Genomic DNA, 16,666 nt, shown 5'->3' on the forward strand with positions numbered 1-16,666 from the left:
ACGTGTGGTTCACCGTACGCGACCGCACTGACACCGACCAGGCCCGCAGGGCTGCGCGACGCCACTTGGGGTTAAGGTCTGTTCGACACACACAGGAGGCACTCGGTTGTTGTACGGCGCGATGAAGGTTTCCATCGGGGGTCCGCTGAAGATGATCTTCAGGCCCTGGGTGGAGGGCCTGGAGAACGTCCCCGCCGAGGGTGCCGCGATCCTGGCGAGCAATCACCTGTCCTTCTCGGACTCGTTCTTCCTGCCCGCGGTCCTCGACCGCAAGGTGACGTTCATCGCCAAGGCCGAGTACTTCACCACGCCCGGTGTGAAGGGCCGGCTGACGGCCGCCTTCTTCAAGGGCGTCGGCCAGCTCCCCGTCGACCGCTCCGGCGCGCGCGGCGCGGGCGAGGCCGCGGTGCGCAGCGGGATCGAGGTGCTGGAGCGCGGCGAGCTGTTCGGCATCTACCCGGAGGGCACCCGCTCGCCCGACGGCCGCCTCTACCGCGGCAAGCCCGGCGGCCTCGCGCGCGTGGCGCTCGCCACCGGGGCGCCCGTCATCCCGGTCGCCATGATCGACACCGAGAAGATCCAGCCGCCCGGCCAGGTCATGCCGAAGATCATGCGTCCCGGCATCCGCATAGGCAAGGCGCTGGACTTCAGCCGCTACCAGGGCATGGAGCACGACCGGTTCGTGCTGCGGGCGGTGACCGACGAGGTCATGTACGAGATCATGAAGCTCTCCGGCCAGGAGTACGTCGACATGTACGCGACCGCGGCCAAGCGGCAGATCGCGGACGCCGCCAAGGCCGAGAAGGAAGCGGAGAAGGCCGCCCGGGCGGCCCTCGCGCAGGCCGAGAAGGACCAGGCCAAGAAGGAAAAGGCCGAGGAACAGTAGACGCGGGCCGAGGAGGCCGGGGGGACCAGGGGGTCGGGGGAGATGGCCGGACGTGAGCGCGTCCTGCGGATGTCGGTCGAGCTGCCGCTGTGGCGCGCGCTGACCGCGTACCGCGTGCTGACCCTGCTGTACGCGGTCGGGCTGTTCGCCTCCGCGTACGACGACTACGACCGGCCCGGCGTCGCGATCGCCTATTACGCCGTCCTCGCCGTCTGGACCCTCGCCACCCTGCCCCGCGTCCACAACGCGGCCGCCTGCACCAAGCCCTTCCTCGCCGCCGACCTGGCCGTCGCCCTGACCGGCATCGTGCTGACCCCGCTGGTCGTCACCGACCGGCACATCCTGGACGGCGGGCCCACCCTGCCGTCGATATGGACGGCCGGTTCGGTCCTCGCCTTCGCGCTGCGCGGCGGCTGGCGCTGGGCCGTCCTCGCCTCCACGCCCGTCGCGGCCGCCAACCTGATCGAACGCGGCCACCCGGCCCGCGACACCGTGCACAACGTGGCCCTGGTCTGGGTCGCCTCCATCGCCATCGGCTACGTCGTCGAGGTCGCCCGCGCCTCCGAGCGCACCCTCGCCCGCGCCCTGGAGATCGAGGCCGCCACCCGCGAGCGCGAGCGGCTCGCCCGGGACATCCACGACAGCGTCCTGCAGGTGCTGGCGATGGTGAAGCGCCGCGGCACCGCCCTGGGCGGGGAGGCCGCCGAGCTGGGCCGGATGGCCGGCGAGCAGGAGGTCGCGCTGCGCACCCTGGTCTCCGGCGGACTGGTGCCCGTCTCCCGGGTCTCGCACGACGCCGCCGAGGGAGCCCTGGTGCGCGAGGTCGAGGTGCCCGACGACCCCGGCGCCGACGGCCCGGCCGACCTGCGCGCGCTGCTCGCGCCGTACGCCGCCGAGCGGGTCAGCCTCGCCGACCCGGGCGCGCCCGTGCTGCTGCCCCCGGCCGCCGCGCGTGAGCTGGCCGCCGCCGTCGGGGCCGCGCTGGACAACGTACGGCGGCACGCCGGCGACGACGCCCGCGCCTGGATCCTGGTCGAGGACGAACCCGACGCGGTGATCGTGACCGTGCGGGACGACGGCCCCGGCATCCCCGACGGCCGCCTCGCGCAGGCCGAGGGCGAGGGACGGCTCGGGGTGGCCCTGTCCATCCGGGGGCGGCTGCGCGACCTCGGCGGCAGCGCCGAGCTGGTCTCCACACCCGGGCAGGGCACGGAGGTCGAACTGACGGTGCCGAAGGACACGGCACCGAGGACACCACGGGGGAAGGCGGGACAGCGATGAGCGAGACCGGGACGGACACCGGGACCGCGGGCGGGGACGGGACGCCGATCCGCGTCATGGTGGTCGACGACCACCCCATGTGGCGCGACGCGGTCGCCCGTGACCTCGCCGAGGCGGGCTTCGACGTGGTCGCCACCGCGGGCGACGGCGAGCAGGCGGTGCGCCGCGCCCGGGCCACCACCCCCGACGTCCTCGTGCTCGACCTCAACCTGCCCGCCAAGCCGGGCGTCCAGGTCTGCAAGGAGGTCGTCGCCGCCGACCCGGCGCTGCGCGTGCTGGTGCTGTCCGCGAGCGGGGAGCACGCCGACGTCCTGGAGGCCGTCAAGTCCGGCGCCACCGGCTACCTGCTGAAGTCGGCGTCCACCGAGGAACTGCTGGACGCGGTGCGCCGGACGGCCGTCGGCGACCCGGTCTTCACCCCCGGCCTCGCCGGCCTGGTCCTCGGCGAGTACCGCCGCCTGGCCGCCGAGCCGGCGCCCGCCGCGGACGCCGACCGGCCCGGGGCACCCCGGCTGACGGACCGCGAGACCGAGGTGCTGCGCCTGGTCGCCAAGGGCCTGAGCTACAAGCAGATCGCCGAGCGGCTCGTCATCTCCCACCGCACCGTCCAGAACCACGTCCAGAACACCCTGGGCAAGCTGCAGTTGCACAACCGCGTCGAGCTGGTGCGCTACGCGATCGAACGGGGCCTGGACGACGAGTGAACGCGCGGCGCCCGGCGTCCCGCGGCCACGCCGACCTGCCGGAAGGGGACGTCGGCGGCCCCCTCGCCCCGCTAGCGTGGACCATGAAGCGTCGTCGGCCGGGCGGAGGCACCCCCATGCGCGTCGGAGTACTGACCGGAGGGCGCGACTGCCCGGGCCTCAACGCCGTGGTGCGGGCCGTCGTCCGCAAGGGCGTCCAGGTGTACGGACACGAGTTCGTCGGCTTCCGCGACGGCTGGCGCGGCCCGCTGGAGGGGGAGACGGTCCCCCTCGACATCCGCGCGGTGCGCGGCACCCTGCCCCGCGGCGGCACCATCCTCGGCTCCTCGCGCACCGACCCGCTGGCCCGGGAGGACGGCGCCGGCCGCATCCGCGACACCCTCGCCCAGTTCGGCGTGGAGGGGCTCATCGCGATCGGCGGGCGGGACACCCTGGGCACGGCGGCCCGCCTCGCGGACGAGCACGGGGTGCCCTGCGTCGGCGTGCCCAAGACCATCGACAACGACCTGCCCGGCACCGACCGCACCATCGGCTTCGACACCGCCGTCGGCGTCGCCGTCGAGGCGATCGACCGGCTGCACACCACCGCCGAGTCCCACAAGCGGGTCCTCGTCGTAGAGGTGATGGGCGGCGAGGCCGGCTGGATCGCCGTGCACTCGGGGCTGGCCGGCGGCGCGAACGTGATCCTCGTCCCCGAGCAGCCCTTCGACGTCGACCAGGTGTGCGGCTGGGTGACCTCCCGCTTCCAGGCGACGTACTCGCCGATCGTGGTCGTCGCCGACGGGGCCGTGCCCAAGGAGGGCGAGGCGGCACTCGGCCGGACGCCGGGCGGCACGCCGGGCCAGGTGCGGCTGTCCGGGGTGGGGGAGTGGCTGGCCCGCGAGATCGAGCACCGCACCGGCAAGGAGGCACGTACCACCGTGCTCGGCCACCTCCAGCGCGGCGGCTCGCCCAGCCCCGCCGACCGCTGGCTCGCCACCCGCTTCGGACTGCACGCCATCGACGCCGTCCACGAGCGGGACTTCGGCACGATGGTCGCCCTGCACGGCACGGACATCGTGCGCGTGCCACTGCGCGAGGCGACGGGCCGGCCCCGCACGGTGGACCCGCGGCTGTACGAGGAGATCGGGGTGTTCTTCGGCTGACCCGGCCGGACGGTCCGGACGGCCGTGCGGCGCGGCCCGTCCGACCGGCGGGCCCGGACGCCCCGCCGTATATTCGGCACCGTCGGCACGTCCGGCCCGCCGGCCCGGGCGATCACGAGGGAGCGCGCGCGTGGAGATCCTGGCCTTCGGTGTGCAGGCCGACGAGCGGCCCCTGATCGAGCGGGCCTTCGCCGGGCACCACGAGGTGCACTGCCTGGACGTGTTCCTCACCGAGGACACCGCGCCCATCGCCCGCGGCCACGAGATCGTCTCGACCAGCGTCAACTGCGGTCTGGGCAGCGGGGTGCTGCAGACCCTGGCCGCCGGCGGAACGCAGATGATCGCCCAGCGCTCGACCGGCTTCAACAACGTCGACCTGCCGGTGGCCGAGCGGCTCGGCATGACCGTCGCCCGGGTGTCCTCCTACTCGCCGTACTCGGTCGCCGAGTTCGCCTGGACCCTCGCCATGGCGGTCAACCGCCGGGTCGTGCGCGCCTCCACCCGCACCCGCGACTTCGACTTCCGCCTCGACGGGCTGATGGGCCGCGACCTGCACGGCCGCACCGTCGGCGTGCTCGGCACCGGCAAGATCGGCGAGGCGTTCACCCGCATCGCGCACGGCTTCGGCATGCGGCTGCTCGGCTGGGACGTCGCCGAGAACCCCGCCTGCCGGGACCTGGGCATGGCGTACGTCCCCAAGGAGGAGCTGCTCGCCGAGGCCGACCTGGTCAGCCTGCACGTCCCGCTGATGCCCGAGACCCAGCACCTGCTCGACGCGGCCGCGCTCAAGGCCATGAAGGACGACGCGATCCTGGTCAACTCCAGCCGCGGCGGCCTGGTCGACACCGCGGCCCTCGTCGCCGAGCTGCGCGAGGGCCGCTTCACGGGCGTCGGCCTCGACGTGTACGAGGCCGAGGCGGGCCTGTTCTTCCTCGACAAGTCCCTGGAGGCCATCGCCGACGACACCCTGGCCCGCCTGGTCACCTTCCCCAACGTCCTGGTCACCTCGCACCAGGCGTACTACACCGAGGACGCCGTCGGCCAGATCGTCGCGACCACCGTCCGCAACGTCCTCGACTACCTCGCGGGCCGCCGCTCCGAGAACGTGCTGGTGCCCCGGAGCTGACCCACCAGCTCCCGCACGACGCCCGCGCCGTTCAGCGACAGCACCGACTCCGGGTGGAACTGCACCCCGGCGAACCTCGGCCCGCGCAGCGCGTGCACCTCGCCGGCCGGGCTGCGGCTGACCTCGACGCCGTGCGCGGCCAGTTCGGTGGCCGCCCCGTCGTCGCAGCGGGCCACGAAGCTGTTGTAGAAGCCCACCGTCTCGGCCCGCCCGAACAGGTCGACCGTGGTCTGCGCCCCCTGGTAGGGCACCTCCTTGCGCACGATGTCCAGGCCCAGCTCGGCCGCGATCAGCTCGTGGCCCAGGCACACGCCCAGCACCCCGTGCCGGTGCTCGCGGATCACGGTGGCCGTCAGCTCCCGCAGGAACCGCATCTTCGGGTCCGCCAGGTCGGCGGGGTCGCCCGGACCGGGCCCGAGCACCACCGGTCCCTCGTGCGCGAGCACGGCCTCCCGCAGCCCGGGAGCGTCGTAGCGCCGCACGGTCACCTCGAGACCGGCCGAGCCGAGCACGTGGGCGAGCATCGCGGTGAACGTGTCCTCGCCGTCGACCACCAGCGCGTGGCCCGCCAGCGCGTCCGACCGCTCCTGCATCCGCAGCCAGAACGGCGCCAGCGACGCGCGGCGCCCGTCCAGCGCGGCCCGCACGCGCGGGTCGTCGGCGAGCCGCCCGCGCGCGTGCTCCGCCCGGGGCCGGGACGGCCCCACGCCGAGGGCCGCGAGGACCCCGGCGGCCTTCGCGTGGGTCTCCGCGACCTCGCCCGCCGGGTCCGAGCCGCGGACCAGGGTCGCGCCGACCGGCACGCGCAGCCGGCCGTCGGCGGAGATGTCGGCCGTGCGGATCAGGATGGGCGAGTCCAGGGTCTGGGCGCCGCCCGCGTCCCGGCCGAGGAGGGCCAGCGCCCCGGCGTAGTAGCCGCGCCCGCCGCTCTCGTGGCGCTCGATCACCCGGCAGGCGTTCTGCACGGGAGAGCCGGTGACGGTCGCCGCGAACATCGTCTCCCTCAGCACCTCGCGCACGTCCAGCGACGACCTGCCGCGCAGCTCGTACTCGGTGTGCGCGAGGTGGGCCATCTCCTTCAGCCGCGGCCCGACCACCACCCCGCCCCGGTCGCCGACGGTGCACATCATCTTCAGCTCCTCGTCGACGACCATCGACAGCTCCTCGATCTCCTTGCCGTCGGCGAGGAACCGCAGCAGGTGCTCGGGTGTCGGGCCCCCGTCCGGGTACCGGTAGGTGCCGCTGATCGGGTTCATCACGACGGTCCCGCCGGACATCCGCACGTGCACCTCCGGGCTGGCCCCGACCAGCGTGCGGTCCCCGGTGTGCACGACGAACGTCCAGTACGCGCCCCGCTCGCCCTCCAGCAGCCGCCGGAACAGCGCCAGCGCGTCGGCCCGGCCGAACCCGGGGACGTCGCCCTCGTAGGTCCGCCGGATCACGAAGTTGGCGCCCTCCCCGCGGCCGATCTCCTCGCGCAGCACGCGCGCGACGATCTCGCCGTACTCCTCGTCACCGACGTCGAAGCCGCCCGACCGGACGGTCACGTCGTGCCGTGGGAGCCCGGCGAGCACGTCGTCCAGGGGCAGCGTGTGCGTCTCCTCGGGGATGAGCACCGCGAGCGGGGTGCCGTCGTCGCGGACGTCGAAGCCGCGCTCGCGGATCTGCCGGAACGGCACGAGGGCCAGGCCCTCGTCGGGGAGGTCGGCGAGGCGGTCCACCGTGGTGACCGGGCCGACGAGCAGCTCGACCGCCGCCTCGTCGTGGCCCGGGGTGCGGCGGCGCAGCAGGGCGAACGGACGGGGGTCGTCGAGCAGGTCGTCCAGCAGTCCGGGCAGATTCATGGTCCGTGCTCCTTCTCCGTGGATGCGGTGGGAGGCGGGAGAGGAACGGACCCCGGGAAACGCCGAAGGCCGCCCCTCGGGCGGCCTTCGCGAAGTCGTGCGTACGCGCAGTCAGTGGGCCGCCGGATGAGCGGTCCACCACCAGTTCCGGGTCGAATGCGCGAACATGCGACGCACCCTACCGCATGTCCGGGGAGCGTCCGCGGTGTCTCATTTGCTGGGCACCGGCCGGAGGCCCCCACGGCACCCCGTAGTGTGGGGAGCGTGACCGTGAACGCTAAGACCAGCGCGAGCGCTGGCAACACCTGGCGAAACCTGCCCGCGGCGCAGCAGCCCGAGTACCCCGACACCGAGGCTCTGCGCGCAGTGATCGCGGACCTCGAGTCGTATCCGCCGCTCGTCTTCGCGGGCGAGTGCGACCAGCTGCGCGCCCGGATGGCGGCCGTCGCCAAGGGAGAGGCGTTCCTCCTCCAGGGCGGCGACTGCGCCGAGGCGTTCGACGGGGTGTCCGCCGACCACATCCGCAACAAGCTCAAGACGCTGCTCCAGATGGGCGCCGTGCTGACGTACGCCGCGTCCGTCCCCGTGGTGAAGGTCGGCCGCATCGCCGGCCAGTACTCCAAGCCGCGCTCCAAGCCGAACGAGACCCGCGACGGCGTGACCCTGCCGGTCTACCGGGGCGACTCGGTCAACGGCTTCGACTTCACGCCCGAGTCCCGCATCCCGGACCCCGAGCGGCTCAAGCGCATGTACCACGCGTCGGCGTCCACGCTGAACCTGGTGCGCGCCTTCACCACCGGCGGCTACGCGGACCTGCGCCAGGTGCACGCCTGGAACCAGGACTTCGTGAGGTCCTCGCCGTCCGGTCAGCGCTACGAGCAGCTCGCGCGCGAGATCGACAACGCGCTGCACTTCATGCACGCCTGCGGGGTGGACCCGGAGGAGTTCAAGACGGTCGAGTTCTTCTCCTCGCACGAGGCGCTGCTGCTCGACTACGAGTCCGCGCTGACCCGCGTCGACTCGCGCACCGGTCAGCTCTACGACGTCTCCGCGCACATGGTGTGGATCGGTGAGCGCACCCGGCAGCTCGACCACGCGCACATCGAGTTCGCGTCGCGGATCCGCAACCCGATCGGCATCAAGCTCGGCCCGACCACCACGGCCGAGGAGGCGCTGCAGTACATCGAGCGCCTGGACCCCGAGCGCGAGCCCGGCCGGCTGACGTTCATCGTCCGGATGGGCGCCGACAAGGTCCGCGACAAGCTGCCCGAGCTGGTCGAGAAGGTCACCGCGTCCGGTGCCACCGTGGCCTGGGTGACCGACCCGATGCACGGCAACACCTTCGAGGCGGCCTCGGGCCACAAGACCCGCCGCTTCGACGACGTGCTGGACGAGGTCAAGGGCTTCTTCGAGGTCCACAAGGCGCTCGGCACCCACCCGGGCGGCATCCACGTCGAGCTGACCGGAGACGACGTCACCGAGTGCGTGGGCGGCGGCGACGAGATCTTCGTCGACGACCTGCACCAGCGCTACGAGACGGCCTGCGACCCGCGGCTCAACCGCAGCCAGTCGCTGGACCTGGCGTTCCTGGTCGCGGAGATGTACCGGGACCAGTGAGCACGTAGCACACGAGCACGTGCGTGGGGCGCGGATCACACCGGATCCGCGCCCTTCCGCACTGTTGCGGCCCTGGACGGCCGGGTAAGGTTAGGTTTGCCTCACCGAGACCTCGGGAGGGTGTGACCGACCAGTCCCGGCGGGAGGTGGACCGCGTGTTCGTGTGCAGTTGCTTCGGCATCACCGAACAGCAGGTCAAGCAGCACGCGGAGAGCGGCGCTTGCACCCCGCGCCAGATCGCCTCCGCCTGCAAGGCGGGCACTGACTGCGGCTCGTGCGTCCGGCGCATCCAGGCGCTCCTGGGCCGGGGCGCGCCCTCGCGCGGCGAACTCGTCACCCGGCCGGCGGCCACCGCGGACACGACGCGACTGGACGAGGCGGCCTAGTCCGAACTGTCCGGCTGCTCGATCAGCTGGGCGATGTACAGCGCCTCACCGAGCTTCTCCACCAGCTCGAGCTGGGTGTCGAGGTAGTCGATGTGGTGCTCCTCGTCGGCGAGGATCTCCTCGAAGATGTTCGCGGACGTGATGTCGCCCTTCTCGCGCATCACCCTGATGCCCCGCCGGAGGCGGTCGATCGCCTCCACCTCGACCTCCCGGTCCGCCTGGAACATCTCCGTGACGGTCTGGCCCACCCGCACGTGGAACAGCCGCTGGTAGTTGGGCAGCCCCTCCAGGAACAGGATCCGGTCGGTGAGCACCTCGGCGTGCTTCATCTCGTCGAACGACTCGCGCCGGGTGTACTTCGCGAGCTTCGTCCAGCCGAAGTTCTCCTGCATCTTCGCGTGCAGGAAGTACTGGTTGATCGCGGTGAGCTCGCCGGTGAGCTGCTCGTTGAGGAACTCGATGACCTCGGGATCGCCCTGCATCGCAGCGGCTCCTTCCACATGGGGGACGGGGGAGGTTGCCGCCGCATGATTGCACCGGCCCCGAAGATCGTCCAGTAAGTGCTGGCTTAGTAGGGCTCGTCCCAAATGGGAGGGCAGGCGACGCTTGATCTGCGATGCCCCTTTCGGGCCCTGGGTGGTCCTGTGCACCGGTGCCCGTCTGTCAGGATGGAGACATGGGTCATCCGGTGGAGCGCACGTCAGGAGAAGCAGCAGCGTCCGACCTTCCGCCGGGGCAGCGAGTGCAGCGTGGCTGGCCGGTCACGCACTACGGGCCGGTGCCGAAGTTCCGGCCCGAGCGCTGGGAGTTCCGGGTCTTCGGCGCCACCGCCGACGGCGGGAAGCGCGTCTGGACCCACGAAGAGTTCACGGCCCTGCCGTACGCCACCGTCCTCGCCGACCTGCACTGCGTGACGAAGTTCAGCATGCTCGGCGCCGAGTGGGGCGGGGTCCCCGCGCGCACCATCCTGGACCTCGCACCGCCGGCGCCCGAGGTCACCCATGTGATGGTGTGGGCCGAGTACGGCTTCAGCTCCAACCTCCGCCTGGCGGACTTCACCGCCGAGCGCACCCTCTTCGCCACGCACAAGGACGGCGAACTGCTCACCGCGGAACACGGCTTCCCGCTGCGCCTGGTGGTGCCCCACCTGTACGCCTGGAAGGGCCCGAAGTGGGTGCGGGGCGTGGAGTACATGACCGCCGACCGGCGCGGCTTCTGGGAGGAGCGCGGCTACCACAACATCGGCGACCCCTGGAAGGAACAGCGCTACTCCTACCAGGAGGAGCCCGGGGACGGCCCCGAGCTCTGACTCCCGCGCCGGTTCCCCCGGTCAGTGGTGGTACTGGTGCACCACCGCGTGGCCCTTGCCCCGCCCGATCATCCACTTGTTCACCGGTGTGGTGACCAGGAAGGCCAGCACCAGGGAGATCGCCAGCGACCCCCAGAACAGGGCGTCGGCCAGCCCGGCGTCCATCGCCCGCGGCCACAGGGCGATCACACCGTTGTCGATCAGCTCCATCACGGCGATCGAGAGGGTGTCCGCGGCCAGCGCCACCCGCACGGCGGCCCGCAGGCCGACGCCCGCCCGCAGCACGCCGCGCAGGGTCAGCGAGTAGCCGAAGAGGAAGGCCAGCGCGATCGCGAGGACGGTGGTGGCCAGGTTGCCCCACCCGAGCGCGGTCCCGACCACCATGCCGAGCACCTCGCCGATGGCGCACCCGGTGAGGCAGTGCAGCGTGGCCCGCACGGCCATGGGCCAGGAGGCGGGTGCGGAGTGGTGTACGTGCGCCTCGTGCTGCATGAGAGCCCCCAAGGTCCGGATACGGTTCCTGTGCTTCCTGCACCGACCGGAACCGTATACCCCCTAGGGGTATTCCCTAGCGTGCCTCGCCGATGGCCGTCTCGCGCAGCTTCTTCAGGCGTTCCACGTCCGCCGCGTGGCCCTCCTTGCCGCCGGGGGTCTCGATGACCAGGGGGACGCCCGCCGTCGCCGGGTGGGTCATCAGGGCGCGGAACGGGTCCTCGCCGATGTGACCGGCGCCGATGTTGGCGTGGCGGTCCTTGTGGGCGCCGACCACGTCCTGGGAGTCGTTGGCGTGGATCAGCTTCAGGCGGCCCTCGCCGACCGTGTCCACCAGCAGGTCGAGCGTCTGGTGCGCGCCCGAGGGGCCGGTCAGGTCGTGGCCGGCCGCGAAGACGTGGCAGGTGTCCAGGCAGACGCCCAGCCGGGGGTGTGCGTCCAGCGCCTCGAAGTACGGGCCGAGGTCCCAGGTGCGCGAGCACAGCGACGCGCCCTGCCCCGCCGTGGACTCCAGCAGCAGGAACGGGTCGTCGTCGTGGGTCAGCTCGTCCAGCAGCGGCAGCAGGTGCTCGCGGACCTGCTTCAGGGCCACCGACCGGTCCCGGCCGCCGGTCGCGCTGCCGGTGTGCACGACCACGCCCAGCGCGCCGATCTCCCGGCCCCGGCGCAGCGAGTGCCGCAGCGACTCGACCGACCGCTCGACCGTCGCCTCCGTGTGCGAGCCGAAGTTGATCAGGTACGGCGCGTGCACGTACGCCGGGATCGACTCCGCCGCGCAGGCCGCGCGGAACGCCTCGTCCTGGGCCGGGTTGCCGGTGGGTGTGGCCCAGCCGCGCGGGTTGGCGACGAAGACCTGGACGACCTCGGCGCCCAGGTCACGGGCGTAGGACAGGCCGACGGAGTGCAGGCCGCCGGCCACGGGCACGTGGCTGCCGACGGGGTTGCGGGGGACGCGCGACTGATCGGGACTCACCCGTTCAGGGTGTCACGTCCGTCCGGGGCGTCCGTCCCCGGCGGGAGGTGGCCTCCGTCACCGGATGGTGATCGTGATCGTCGATCCCTTGGGCGCCGTGTCCCCGCCGTCCACGGACTGGTCCTTCACCGTGTCCCCGAACAGCCCGAGCAGGCCCCGGTCCTCCTTGACCTCGAAGCCCGACTGCTCCAGCAGCGATCTGGCGTCGTCCACGCTCGCGCCCACCACGTCCGGCACCTCGACCATCTCCGGGCCCTTGGACAGCGTCAGCGTCACCGTGTCGCCGTCGGCGGCCCGGCTGTCGGCGCCCGGGCTCTGCGCGGCGACCTGTCCCTTGTCGAACTCGGAGGTGACCTGCCGGTCGGCGACCTCCACCTTCAGGCCGGCCTTCTCCAGCTCGGCCCGGGCGTCGTCCAGGTCCTCGCCCGTGACGTCCGGGACGTCGATCGCGCTGCCCTTGCTGACGACCAGCGCGACGGCCGAGCCCGCGCGGCGCTCGGTGCCCGCGTCCGGGGTGCTGCTGACGACGAAGCCCTTGGGGACGTCGTCGCTGAACGCGCGGGTGACCAGCCCCGGCTCCAGGCCGTCCGACTTCAGCGACTCCCGCGCCTTGTCCAGCCGCAGGCCCTTGAGGTCCGGCACCTCCACGGTCTCCGGGCCGTCGGAGACGGTGACCGTCACCGCGTCGTTGCCCCGGATCCGGGCGCCCGGCTCGGGGTCGGTGCTGATGACCCGGCCCCGCTCGACGGTGTCGCTGTAGGCGTGCTCGACCTTGGTCTCCAGCCCGGCCGCCCCGAGCCGCTTCTCGGCCTGGGCCTGGGTCTGCGTCAGCACCGCGGGGACCTTGGTGAACTGGCCCGAGTTGATGTACCAGAAGCCCGCGCCCACCCCGAACACCAGCAGCACCGCGGTGACCACGGCGAGCATCCGGGGCCGCACCCCGCGCCGGGCCGGCGGCAGCGGGGCCGGCGACGCCAGCCGGGACGTGCGGTGCAGCCCGGCGTCCGGGTCCGGCGCCGGCCCGCCGGGGAGGCGGGGCTCGTCCTCGTTCACCGGCAGCGGGCGGGGCACGGTCAGCGCGCGCGGGATGACGCTCGTGCGGTCCTCGGCGATGTCGTGCTCCGCGGAGCGGGCCTGCGGCGGCAGCGCGTCCAGTTGCTCCTCGGTGAGCGCGGCGCGCGCCTCGAGGGTCCGCGCCAGCAGCGCCACCGCGTCGTGCGGACGGACCTCCGGCGAGCGCGCGGTGGCCGTCGCGACCAGCTCGTCCAGCTCGTACGCCATCCCCGGCACCGAGGCCGACGGCGGCGGCACGTCCTCGTGGAGGTGCTTGTACAGCACGACCGCCGCGGAGTCGCCCTGGTGCGGCTTGTCGCCGGTGAGCGTCTCGTAGAGCATCACCCCGCACGCGTACACGTCGGCGCGGGCGTCGGTGATGCCCTGCTCGATCTGCTCCGGCGCGAGGTAGGAGACCGTGCCGAGGACGGCGCCGGTGGTGCTGGTCACCGTGTCCACGGACCGGACGAGGCCGAAGTCGGCGACCTTGACCCGCCCGTCGTCCCCTATCAGCACGTTCTCGGGCTTCATGTCCCGGTGCACGAAACCGGCCCGGTGCGCGGCACCGAGCGCGGCCAGCACCGGCTCCAGGATGTCCAGCGCGGCCCGCGGCTGCAGCGCCCCGCGCTCGCGCAGCACGTCGCGCAGGGTGCAGCCGGCGACGTACTCCATGGCGAGGTACACGTACGCCCCGTCGGCGCCCTGGTCGAAGACCTGCACCACGTTCGGGTGGGCGAGCCGGGCGACCGACTTCGCCTCCCGGATGAACCGCTCGACGAACGACACGTCGGCCGCCAGCGCCGGGTGCATCACCTTCAGCGCGAGGACGCGGTCCAGGCGGGTGTCCACGGCCCGGTAGACCGTGGCCATCCCGCCGACCGCGATCCGCGCCTCGACGCGGTATCGGCCGTCGAGCACCTGGCCGACGAGAGGGTCCTGGAGGGTCGTGTCCACGCAGGTGAGTGTACGAGCCGACACTGTCACCCCCGGCCGCAGCACAAGCCCGGGACCCGACTGAAGCCGAGCTGTGACGCGCGCTCGGGCGCGGCGCGTCCGTGGCCGGTCGCGCAGTTCCCCGCGCCCCGCGCCCCCTGGGGGCACGGACACCGGACCCGACTCGAAGGGGCCCGGCGCCCGGTCGCCTCAGAACGCCGGCCGCTCCGGGTCCAGCTCCGCCAGGCCCTGAGCGGGGGAGGAGGCCAGGGCGAAGTGGCGGCGGGGGATGCGGCCGGCCCGGTACGCGAGACGGCCCGCCTCCACCCCGGCCCGCATGGCGTGCGCCATCCGCTCGGGGTCGTGCGCCCGCGTCACCGCCGAGGCCAGCATCACCGCCGCGCACCCCAGCTCCATCGCGAAGGCCACGTCCGAGGCCGTGCCGGCCCCCGCGTCGAGGATCACCGGCACCCCCGCCCGCTCCACGATGAGCTGGAAGTTGTGCGGGTTGCGGATGCCGAGCCCCGAACCGATCGGCGAGCCCAGCGGCATGACCGCCGCGCAGCCCACGTCCTCCAGCTTCCGCGCGAGCACCGGGTCGTCGTTGGTGTACGGCAGCACCGTGAAGCCGTCGTCGACGAGGGTCTCCGCCGCGTCCAGCAGCTCGACGGGGTCGGGCAGCAGCGTCCGCTCGTCCGCCACGACCTCCAGTTTCACCAGGTCCGTGCCCAGCGCCTCGCGCGCCAGCCGCGCGGTCAGCACCGCCTCGCCGGCAGTGAAGCAGCCCGCCGTGTTCGGCAGCACCCGGATGCCCAGCTTCTCCAGCACGGACAGCACCGAGCCGTGCACGTCGGGGGTCACCCGGCGCATCGCGACGGTCGTCAGCTCGGTCCCGGACGCCACCAGCGCCCGCTCCAGCACCTCCGGGCTCGGGGCGCCCCCCGTTCCCATGATCAGCCGGGACGAGTAGGTCGTCCCTCCCAGGACGAACGGGTCGTCGGCCATGGTCAGCCTCCTTGGACGGCGGTCAGCACCTCGACCCGGTCCCCCTCGGACAGGGGCGTGGCCGGCCACTGCGCGCGCGGGACGACGGTTTCGTTGAGGGCCGCGGCCACCCCGGAGGGCGCCGCGGTCAGGGACCGTACGACGGCGTCGAGCGCCGTGCCGGGGGCCACCTCGCGCGGCTCCCCGTTCACCGAGACGTTCATGCGGGCTGCTCCGAGAGGGCGGCGCGGGCGGGGTGTGCGGCAGGCGCGGCCGAGAAGCGCCGCGGCGTGAACGGACGGGCCTCCTCGGGCAGTTCCCCGGTGGCCAGGGCGTGCGCCAGGGCGTCCCCGGTGACCGGGGTGAGCAGCACGCCGTTGCGGTAGTGCCCGGTGGCCAGCAGCAGCCCGTCCAGGTCGGACGGGCCGAGCAGCGGCGCGTTGTCGGGCGATCCGGGGCGCAGGCCGGCCCGGGTCTCGGTGAGCGGCAGTTCCGTGATCCCGGGCACCAGCTCGTGCGCGTCGCGCAGCAGCTCGTACACCCCGCCGGCCGTGACGGTGGTGTCCCAGCCCTGCTCCTCGCTGGTGGCGCCGACGACCAGCTCGCCGTTCTCGCGCGGCACCAGGTAGACGTGGCTGCCGCGCACCACCGCGCGCACCGTCCGGGTCAGGAACGGCGCGGCGCGCTCCGGCACGGTCAGCCGCAGCACCTGGCCCTTGACCGGGCGCACGGGCGGCAGCACGTCCCGCGGCACGCCCGCCAGCCGTCCGCTCAGGCTCCCGGCGGCCAGCACCACCTGCCCCGCGGCCAGCTCCGTCCCCGCGCGGGTCACCGCCCCGGCCGCCCGCTCCCGCACGACGGTCAGCCGCTCGGCCCACTCCCGGTGGAAGACGACCCCGGCCCGTTCGCAGGCGGTCACCAGCGCCGCGGCCAGCCGGCGCGGGTCGACCTGGTGGTCGCCGTCCACCCGCAGCCCGCCGCGCACGCCCGGTGCGAGCATCGGCTCCAGGCGCCGGCACTCGCGCCCGGACAGCCACTCCGACTCCAGGCCCGACTCCCGCTGCAGGGCGTGCAGTTCGCGCAGATGGGCGCGGTCGTCGGCGTCCAGCGCGACGGCGAGGGTGCCCGAGCGCCGGTAGCCCAGGTCGCGCCCGGTGAGGTCGGTGAGCTCGGCCGCGAAGCCGGGGTAGCGGCGGGCCGAGGCGAGGTTCAGCGCGAGCAGGGTCTGCTCGCCGTGGTGCAGTTCGGTGACGGCGGCCAGCATCCCGGCGGCCACCTGGGCGGCCCCGCCGCCCGGCTCGGGGTCCAGCACCGCGGTGGTGAACCCGCGCTGCGCGGCCCGCCACGCGGTGACCAGCCCGATGATCCCGCCCCCGATGACGAGGACGTCTGACGTACGCGACGACATGGGCGTCCAGCCCCTCCCTTCGCCGGCATGACCCGGATCAGGTTCGTACGGTCGGAGGCCGCCAGCCTCCCTCTCAGCCCGGTGCGTCCGGGCTCCCGCGAGTGCTCTACGGTGGCCACCCTAGCCCGTGCCGTCCGCCGCAGTAAGGGAGCCTCCGACCATGACCCGCTCGCTGGACGGGCTGATCCTCGCGCCCGTCGCCGACCAGGCCCCGGGGCAGGTGGGCACCCGCACCCGCTTCGCGTACCACGAGCGGGACGGCGTGGTCTGGGCCGAGTACACCGGCGGTGACGTCGTACGCGGCCACCTCGTGGGTACCCGTGAGGACGACCGGCTCGACTTCCGGTACGTCCAGCTCAGGACCGACGGCACCACCTCCTCGGGGCACTGCGTGTCCGCCGTGGTGGAGCTGCCCGACGGGCGCGTGCGGCTGGAGGAGAGCTGGTCGTGGGAGTCGCAGGCGGGCAGCGGGACCAGCGTTGTGGAACAGGTCACGGAACCCGACAGCTGACTGACGTTCCGTCA

The 16,666-nt window shown here is 73.3% G+C and carries 18 protein-coding genes and 1 riboswitch; of the genes, 9 read left to right on the forward strand and 9 right to left on the reverse strand.

The features are described from left to right. Window positions 1–121: 121 nt before the first annotated feature. The 5 genes from E4U92_RS12090 to E4U92_RS12110 all read left to right on the forward strand — a co-directional run bounded on the left by E4U92_RS12090 (window position 122) and on the right by E4U92_RS12110 (window position 5,142). Window positions 122–886 (forward strand): lysophospholipid acyltransferase family protein, encoded by a 765-nt coding sequence (locus E4U92_RS12090; RefSeq protein ID WP_137300336.1) that lies wholly within the window; start codon window positions 122–124, stop codon window positions 884–886. A gap of 42 nt (window positions 887–928) precedes the next feature. After that, window positions 929–2,167, forward strand: a complete 1,239-nt coding sequence (gene macS, locus E4U92_RS12095; protein ID WP_137300337.1) for a MacS family sensor histidine kinase — start codon at window positions 929–931, stop codon at window positions 2,165–2,167. Then, window positions 2,164–2,871 (forward strand): response regulator, encoded by a 708-nt coding sequence (locus E4U92_RS12100; RefSeq protein ID WP_137300338.1) that lies wholly within the window; start codon window positions 2,164–2,166, stop codon window positions 2,869–2,871. The genes macS and E4U92_RS12100 overlap by 4 nt, the downstream gene beginning before the upstream one ends. A gap of 116 nt (window positions 2,872–2,987) precedes the next feature. Next, entirely contained in the window at window positions 2,988–4,016 is a 1,029-nt protein-coding gene (locus E4U92_RS12105) for a 6-phosphofructokinase (RefSeq protein WP_137300339.1), read from the forward strand. Between the two features lie 130 nt (window positions 4,017–4,146). Continuing rightward, window positions 4,147–5,142: a 2-hydroxyacid dehydrogenase gene (locus E4U92_RS12110; protein ID WP_137300340.1), complete on the forward strand. Its 996-nt coding sequence runs from the start codon at window positions 4,147–4,149 to the stop codon at window positions 5,140–5,142. Here the strand turns inward: E4U92_RS12110 and E4U92_RS12115 are convergent. Together E4U92_RS12115 and E4U92_RS37230 are read right to left on the reverse strand one after the other, a co-directional pair. Next, window positions 5,094–6,986, reverse strand: coding sequence for an anthranilate synthase family protein (locus tag E4U92_RS12115; protein WP_174863810.1), 1,893 nt, complete (start codon window positions 6,984–6,986; stop codon window positions 5,094–5,096). The two genes, E4U92_RS12110 and E4U92_RS12115, sit on opposite strands and share 49 nt — an antisense overlap. A gap of 111 nt (window positions 6,987–7,097) precedes the next feature. Then, a complete protein-coding gene (locus tag E4U92_RS37230; protein WP_073735655.1) occupies window positions 7,098–7,154 on the reverse strand; it encodes a trp operon leader peptide in 57 nt (18 codons plus the stop codon). Between the two features lie 96 nt (window positions 7,155–7,250). On the opposite strand from E4U92_RS37230, the gene E4U92_RS12125 reads away from it, so the two are divergent. Both E4U92_RS12125 and E4U92_RS12130 read left to right on the forward strand, forming a co-directional pair. Then, window positions 7,251–8,603: a class II 3-deoxy-7-phosphoheptulonate synthase gene (locus E4U92_RS12125; protein WP_137300341.1), complete on the forward strand. Its 1,353-nt coding sequence runs from the start codon at window positions 7,251–7,253 to the stop codon at window positions 8,601–8,603. A gap of 146 nt (window positions 8,604–8,749) precedes the next feature. Continuing rightward, window positions 8,750–8,989 carry a (2Fe-2S)-binding protein gene (locus tag E4U92_RS12130; RefSeq protein WP_137300513.1) on the forward strand — a complete coding sequence of 80 codons (240 nt, stop codon included), beginning with the start codon at window positions 8,750–8,752 and terminating at the stop codon, window positions 8,987–8,989. Here the strand turns inward: E4U92_RS12130 and bfr are convergent. Continuing rightward, the gene (bfr, locus tag E4U92_RS12135; RefSeq protein WP_137300342.1) at window positions 8,986–9,471 is read right to left on the reverse strand and encodes a bacterioferritin; all 486 of its coding nucleotides are present in this window, start codon (window positions 9,469–9,471) and stop codon (window positions 8,986–8,988) included. The genes E4U92_RS12130 and bfr overlap by 4 nt on opposite strands. Before the next feature lie 194 nt (window positions 9,472–9,665). On the opposite strand from bfr, the gene E4U92_RS12140 reads away from it, so the two are divergent. Beyond that, window positions 9,666–10,298, forward strand: coding sequence for a sulfite oxidase-like oxidoreductase (locus E4U92_RS12140; protein WP_137300343.1), 633 nt, complete (start codon window positions 9,666–9,668; stop codon window positions 10,296–10,298). A gap of 21 nt (window positions 10,299–10,319) precedes the next feature. On the opposite strand, the gene E4U92_RS12145 is transcribed toward E4U92_RS12140, so the two are convergent. The 6 genes from E4U92_RS12145 to thiO all read right to left on the reverse strand — a co-directional run bounded on the left by E4U92_RS12145 (window position 10,320) and on the right by thiO (window position 16,141). Then, a complete protein-coding gene (locus E4U92_RS12145; protein ID WP_137300344.1) occupies window positions 10,320–10,790 on the reverse strand; it encodes a DUF4396 domain-containing protein in 471 nt (156 codons plus the stop codon). A gap of 76 nt (window positions 10,791–10,866) precedes the next feature. After that, the gene (locus tag E4U92_RS12150) at window positions 10,867–11,763 is read right to left on the reverse strand and encodes a deoxyribonuclease IV (RefSeq protein WP_137300345.1); all 897 of its coding nucleotides are present in this window, start codon (window positions 11,761–11,763) and stop codon (window positions 10,867–10,869) included. A gap of 57 nt (window positions 11,764–11,820) precedes the next feature. Next, window positions 11,821–13,770 carry a Stk1 family PASTA domain-containing Ser/Thr kinase gene (gene pknB / locus E4U92_RS12155; protein ID WP_168725098.1) on the reverse strand — a complete coding sequence of 650 codons (1,950 nt, stop codon included), beginning with the start codon at window positions 13,768–13,770 and terminating at the stop codon, window positions 11,821–11,823. A gap of 189 nt (window positions 13,771–13,959) precedes the next feature. Then, the gene (locus tag E4U92_RS12160) at window positions 13,960–14,754 is read right to left on the reverse strand and encodes a thiazole synthase (protein ID WP_137300347.1); all 795 of its coding nucleotides are present in this window, start codon (window positions 14,752–14,754) and stop codon (window positions 13,960–13,962) included. A gap of 2 nt (window positions 14,755–14,756) precedes the next feature. Beyond that, on the reverse strand, window positions 14,757–14,957 hold the full coding sequence (gene thiS, locus E4U92_RS12165) for a sulfur carrier protein ThiS (RefSeq protein WP_137300348.1): 201 nt from the start codon (window positions 14,955–14,957) through the stop codon (window positions 14,757–14,759). Then, window positions 14,954–16,141 carry a glycine oxidase ThiO gene (gene thiO / locus E4U92_RS12170; protein ID WP_137300349.1) on the reverse strand — a complete coding sequence of 396 codons (1,188 nt, stop codon included), beginning with the start codon at window positions 16,139–16,141 and terminating at the stop codon, window positions 14,954–14,956. The genes thiS and thiO overlap by 4 nt, the downstream gene beginning before the upstream one ends. Further along, window positions 16,139–16,250, reverse strand: a riboswitch (TPP riboswitch). It overlaps the preceding gene by 3 nt. A gap of 51 nt (window positions 16,251–16,301) precedes the next feature. Between thiO and E4U92_RS12175 the strand changes: the two genes are divergently transcribed. Beyond that, window positions 16,302–16,652 (forward strand): avidin-fold protein, encoded by a 351-nt coding sequence (locus tag E4U92_RS12175; RefSeq protein ID WP_137300350.1) that lies wholly within the window; start codon window positions 16,302–16,304, stop codon window positions 16,650–16,652. Window positions 16,653–16,666: the final 14 nt, after the last annotated feature.

The organism is Streptomyces galbus, assembly GCF_005280195.1.
Classification (GTDB): Bacteria; Actinomycetota; Actinomycetes; order Streptomycetales; family Streptomycetaceae; genus Streptomyces; species Streptomyces galbus.

What these genes read in the sequence shown, in the direction of transcription:
- E4U92_RS12090 (WP_137300336.1), top strand. Translation starts at nt 122, where the DNA reads ATGAAGGTTTCCATCGGGGGTCCGCTGAAGATGATCTTCAGGCCCTGG.
- macS (WP_137300337.1), top strand. Translation starts at nt 929, where the DNA reads ATGGCCGGACGTGAGCGCGTCCTGCGGATGTCGGTCGAGCTGCCGCTG.
- E4U92_RS12100 (WP_137300338.1), top strand. Translation starts at nt 2,164, where the DNA reads ATGAGCGAGACCGGGACGGACACCGGGACCGCGGGCGGGGACGGGACG.
- E4U92_RS12105 (WP_137300339.1), top strand. Translation starts at nt 2,988, where the DNA reads ATGCGCGTCGGAGTACTGACCGGAGGGCGCGACTGCCCGGGCCTCAAC.
- E4U92_RS12115 (WP_174863810.1), bottom strand. Translation starts at nt 6,986, where the DNA reads ATGAATCTGCCCGGACTGCTGGACGACCTGCTCGACGACCCCCGTCCG.
- bfr (WP_137300342.1), bottom strand. Translation starts at nt 9,471, where the DNA reads ATGCAGGGCGATCCCGAGGTCATCGAGTTCCTCAACGAGCAGCTCACC.
- E4U92_RS12140 (WP_137300343.1), top strand. Translation starts at nt 9,666, where the DNA reads ATGGGTCATCCGGTGGAGCGCACGTCAGGAGAAGCAGCAGCGTCCGAC.
- E4U92_RS12145 (WP_137300344.1), bottom strand. Translation starts at nt 10,790, where the DNA reads ATGCAGCACGAGGCGCACGTACACCACTCCGCACCCGCCTCCTGGCCC.
- E4U92_RS12160 (WP_137300347.1), bottom strand. Translation starts at nt 14,754, where the DNA reads ATGGCCGACGACCCGTTCGTCCTGGGAGGGACGACCTACTCGTCCCGG.
- thiS (WP_137300348.1), bottom strand. Translation starts at nt 14,957, where the DNA reads ATGAACGTCTCGGTGAACGGGGAGCCGCGCGAGGTGGCCCCCGGCACG.
- thiO (WP_137300349.1), bottom strand. Translation starts at nt 16,141, where the DNA reads ATGTCGTCGCGTACGTCAGACGTCCTCGTCATCGGGGGCGGGATCATC.
- E4U92_RS12175 (WP_137300350.1), top strand. Translation starts at nt 16,302, where the DNA reads ATGACCCGCTCGCTGGACGGGCTGATCCTCGCGCCCGTCGCCGACCAG.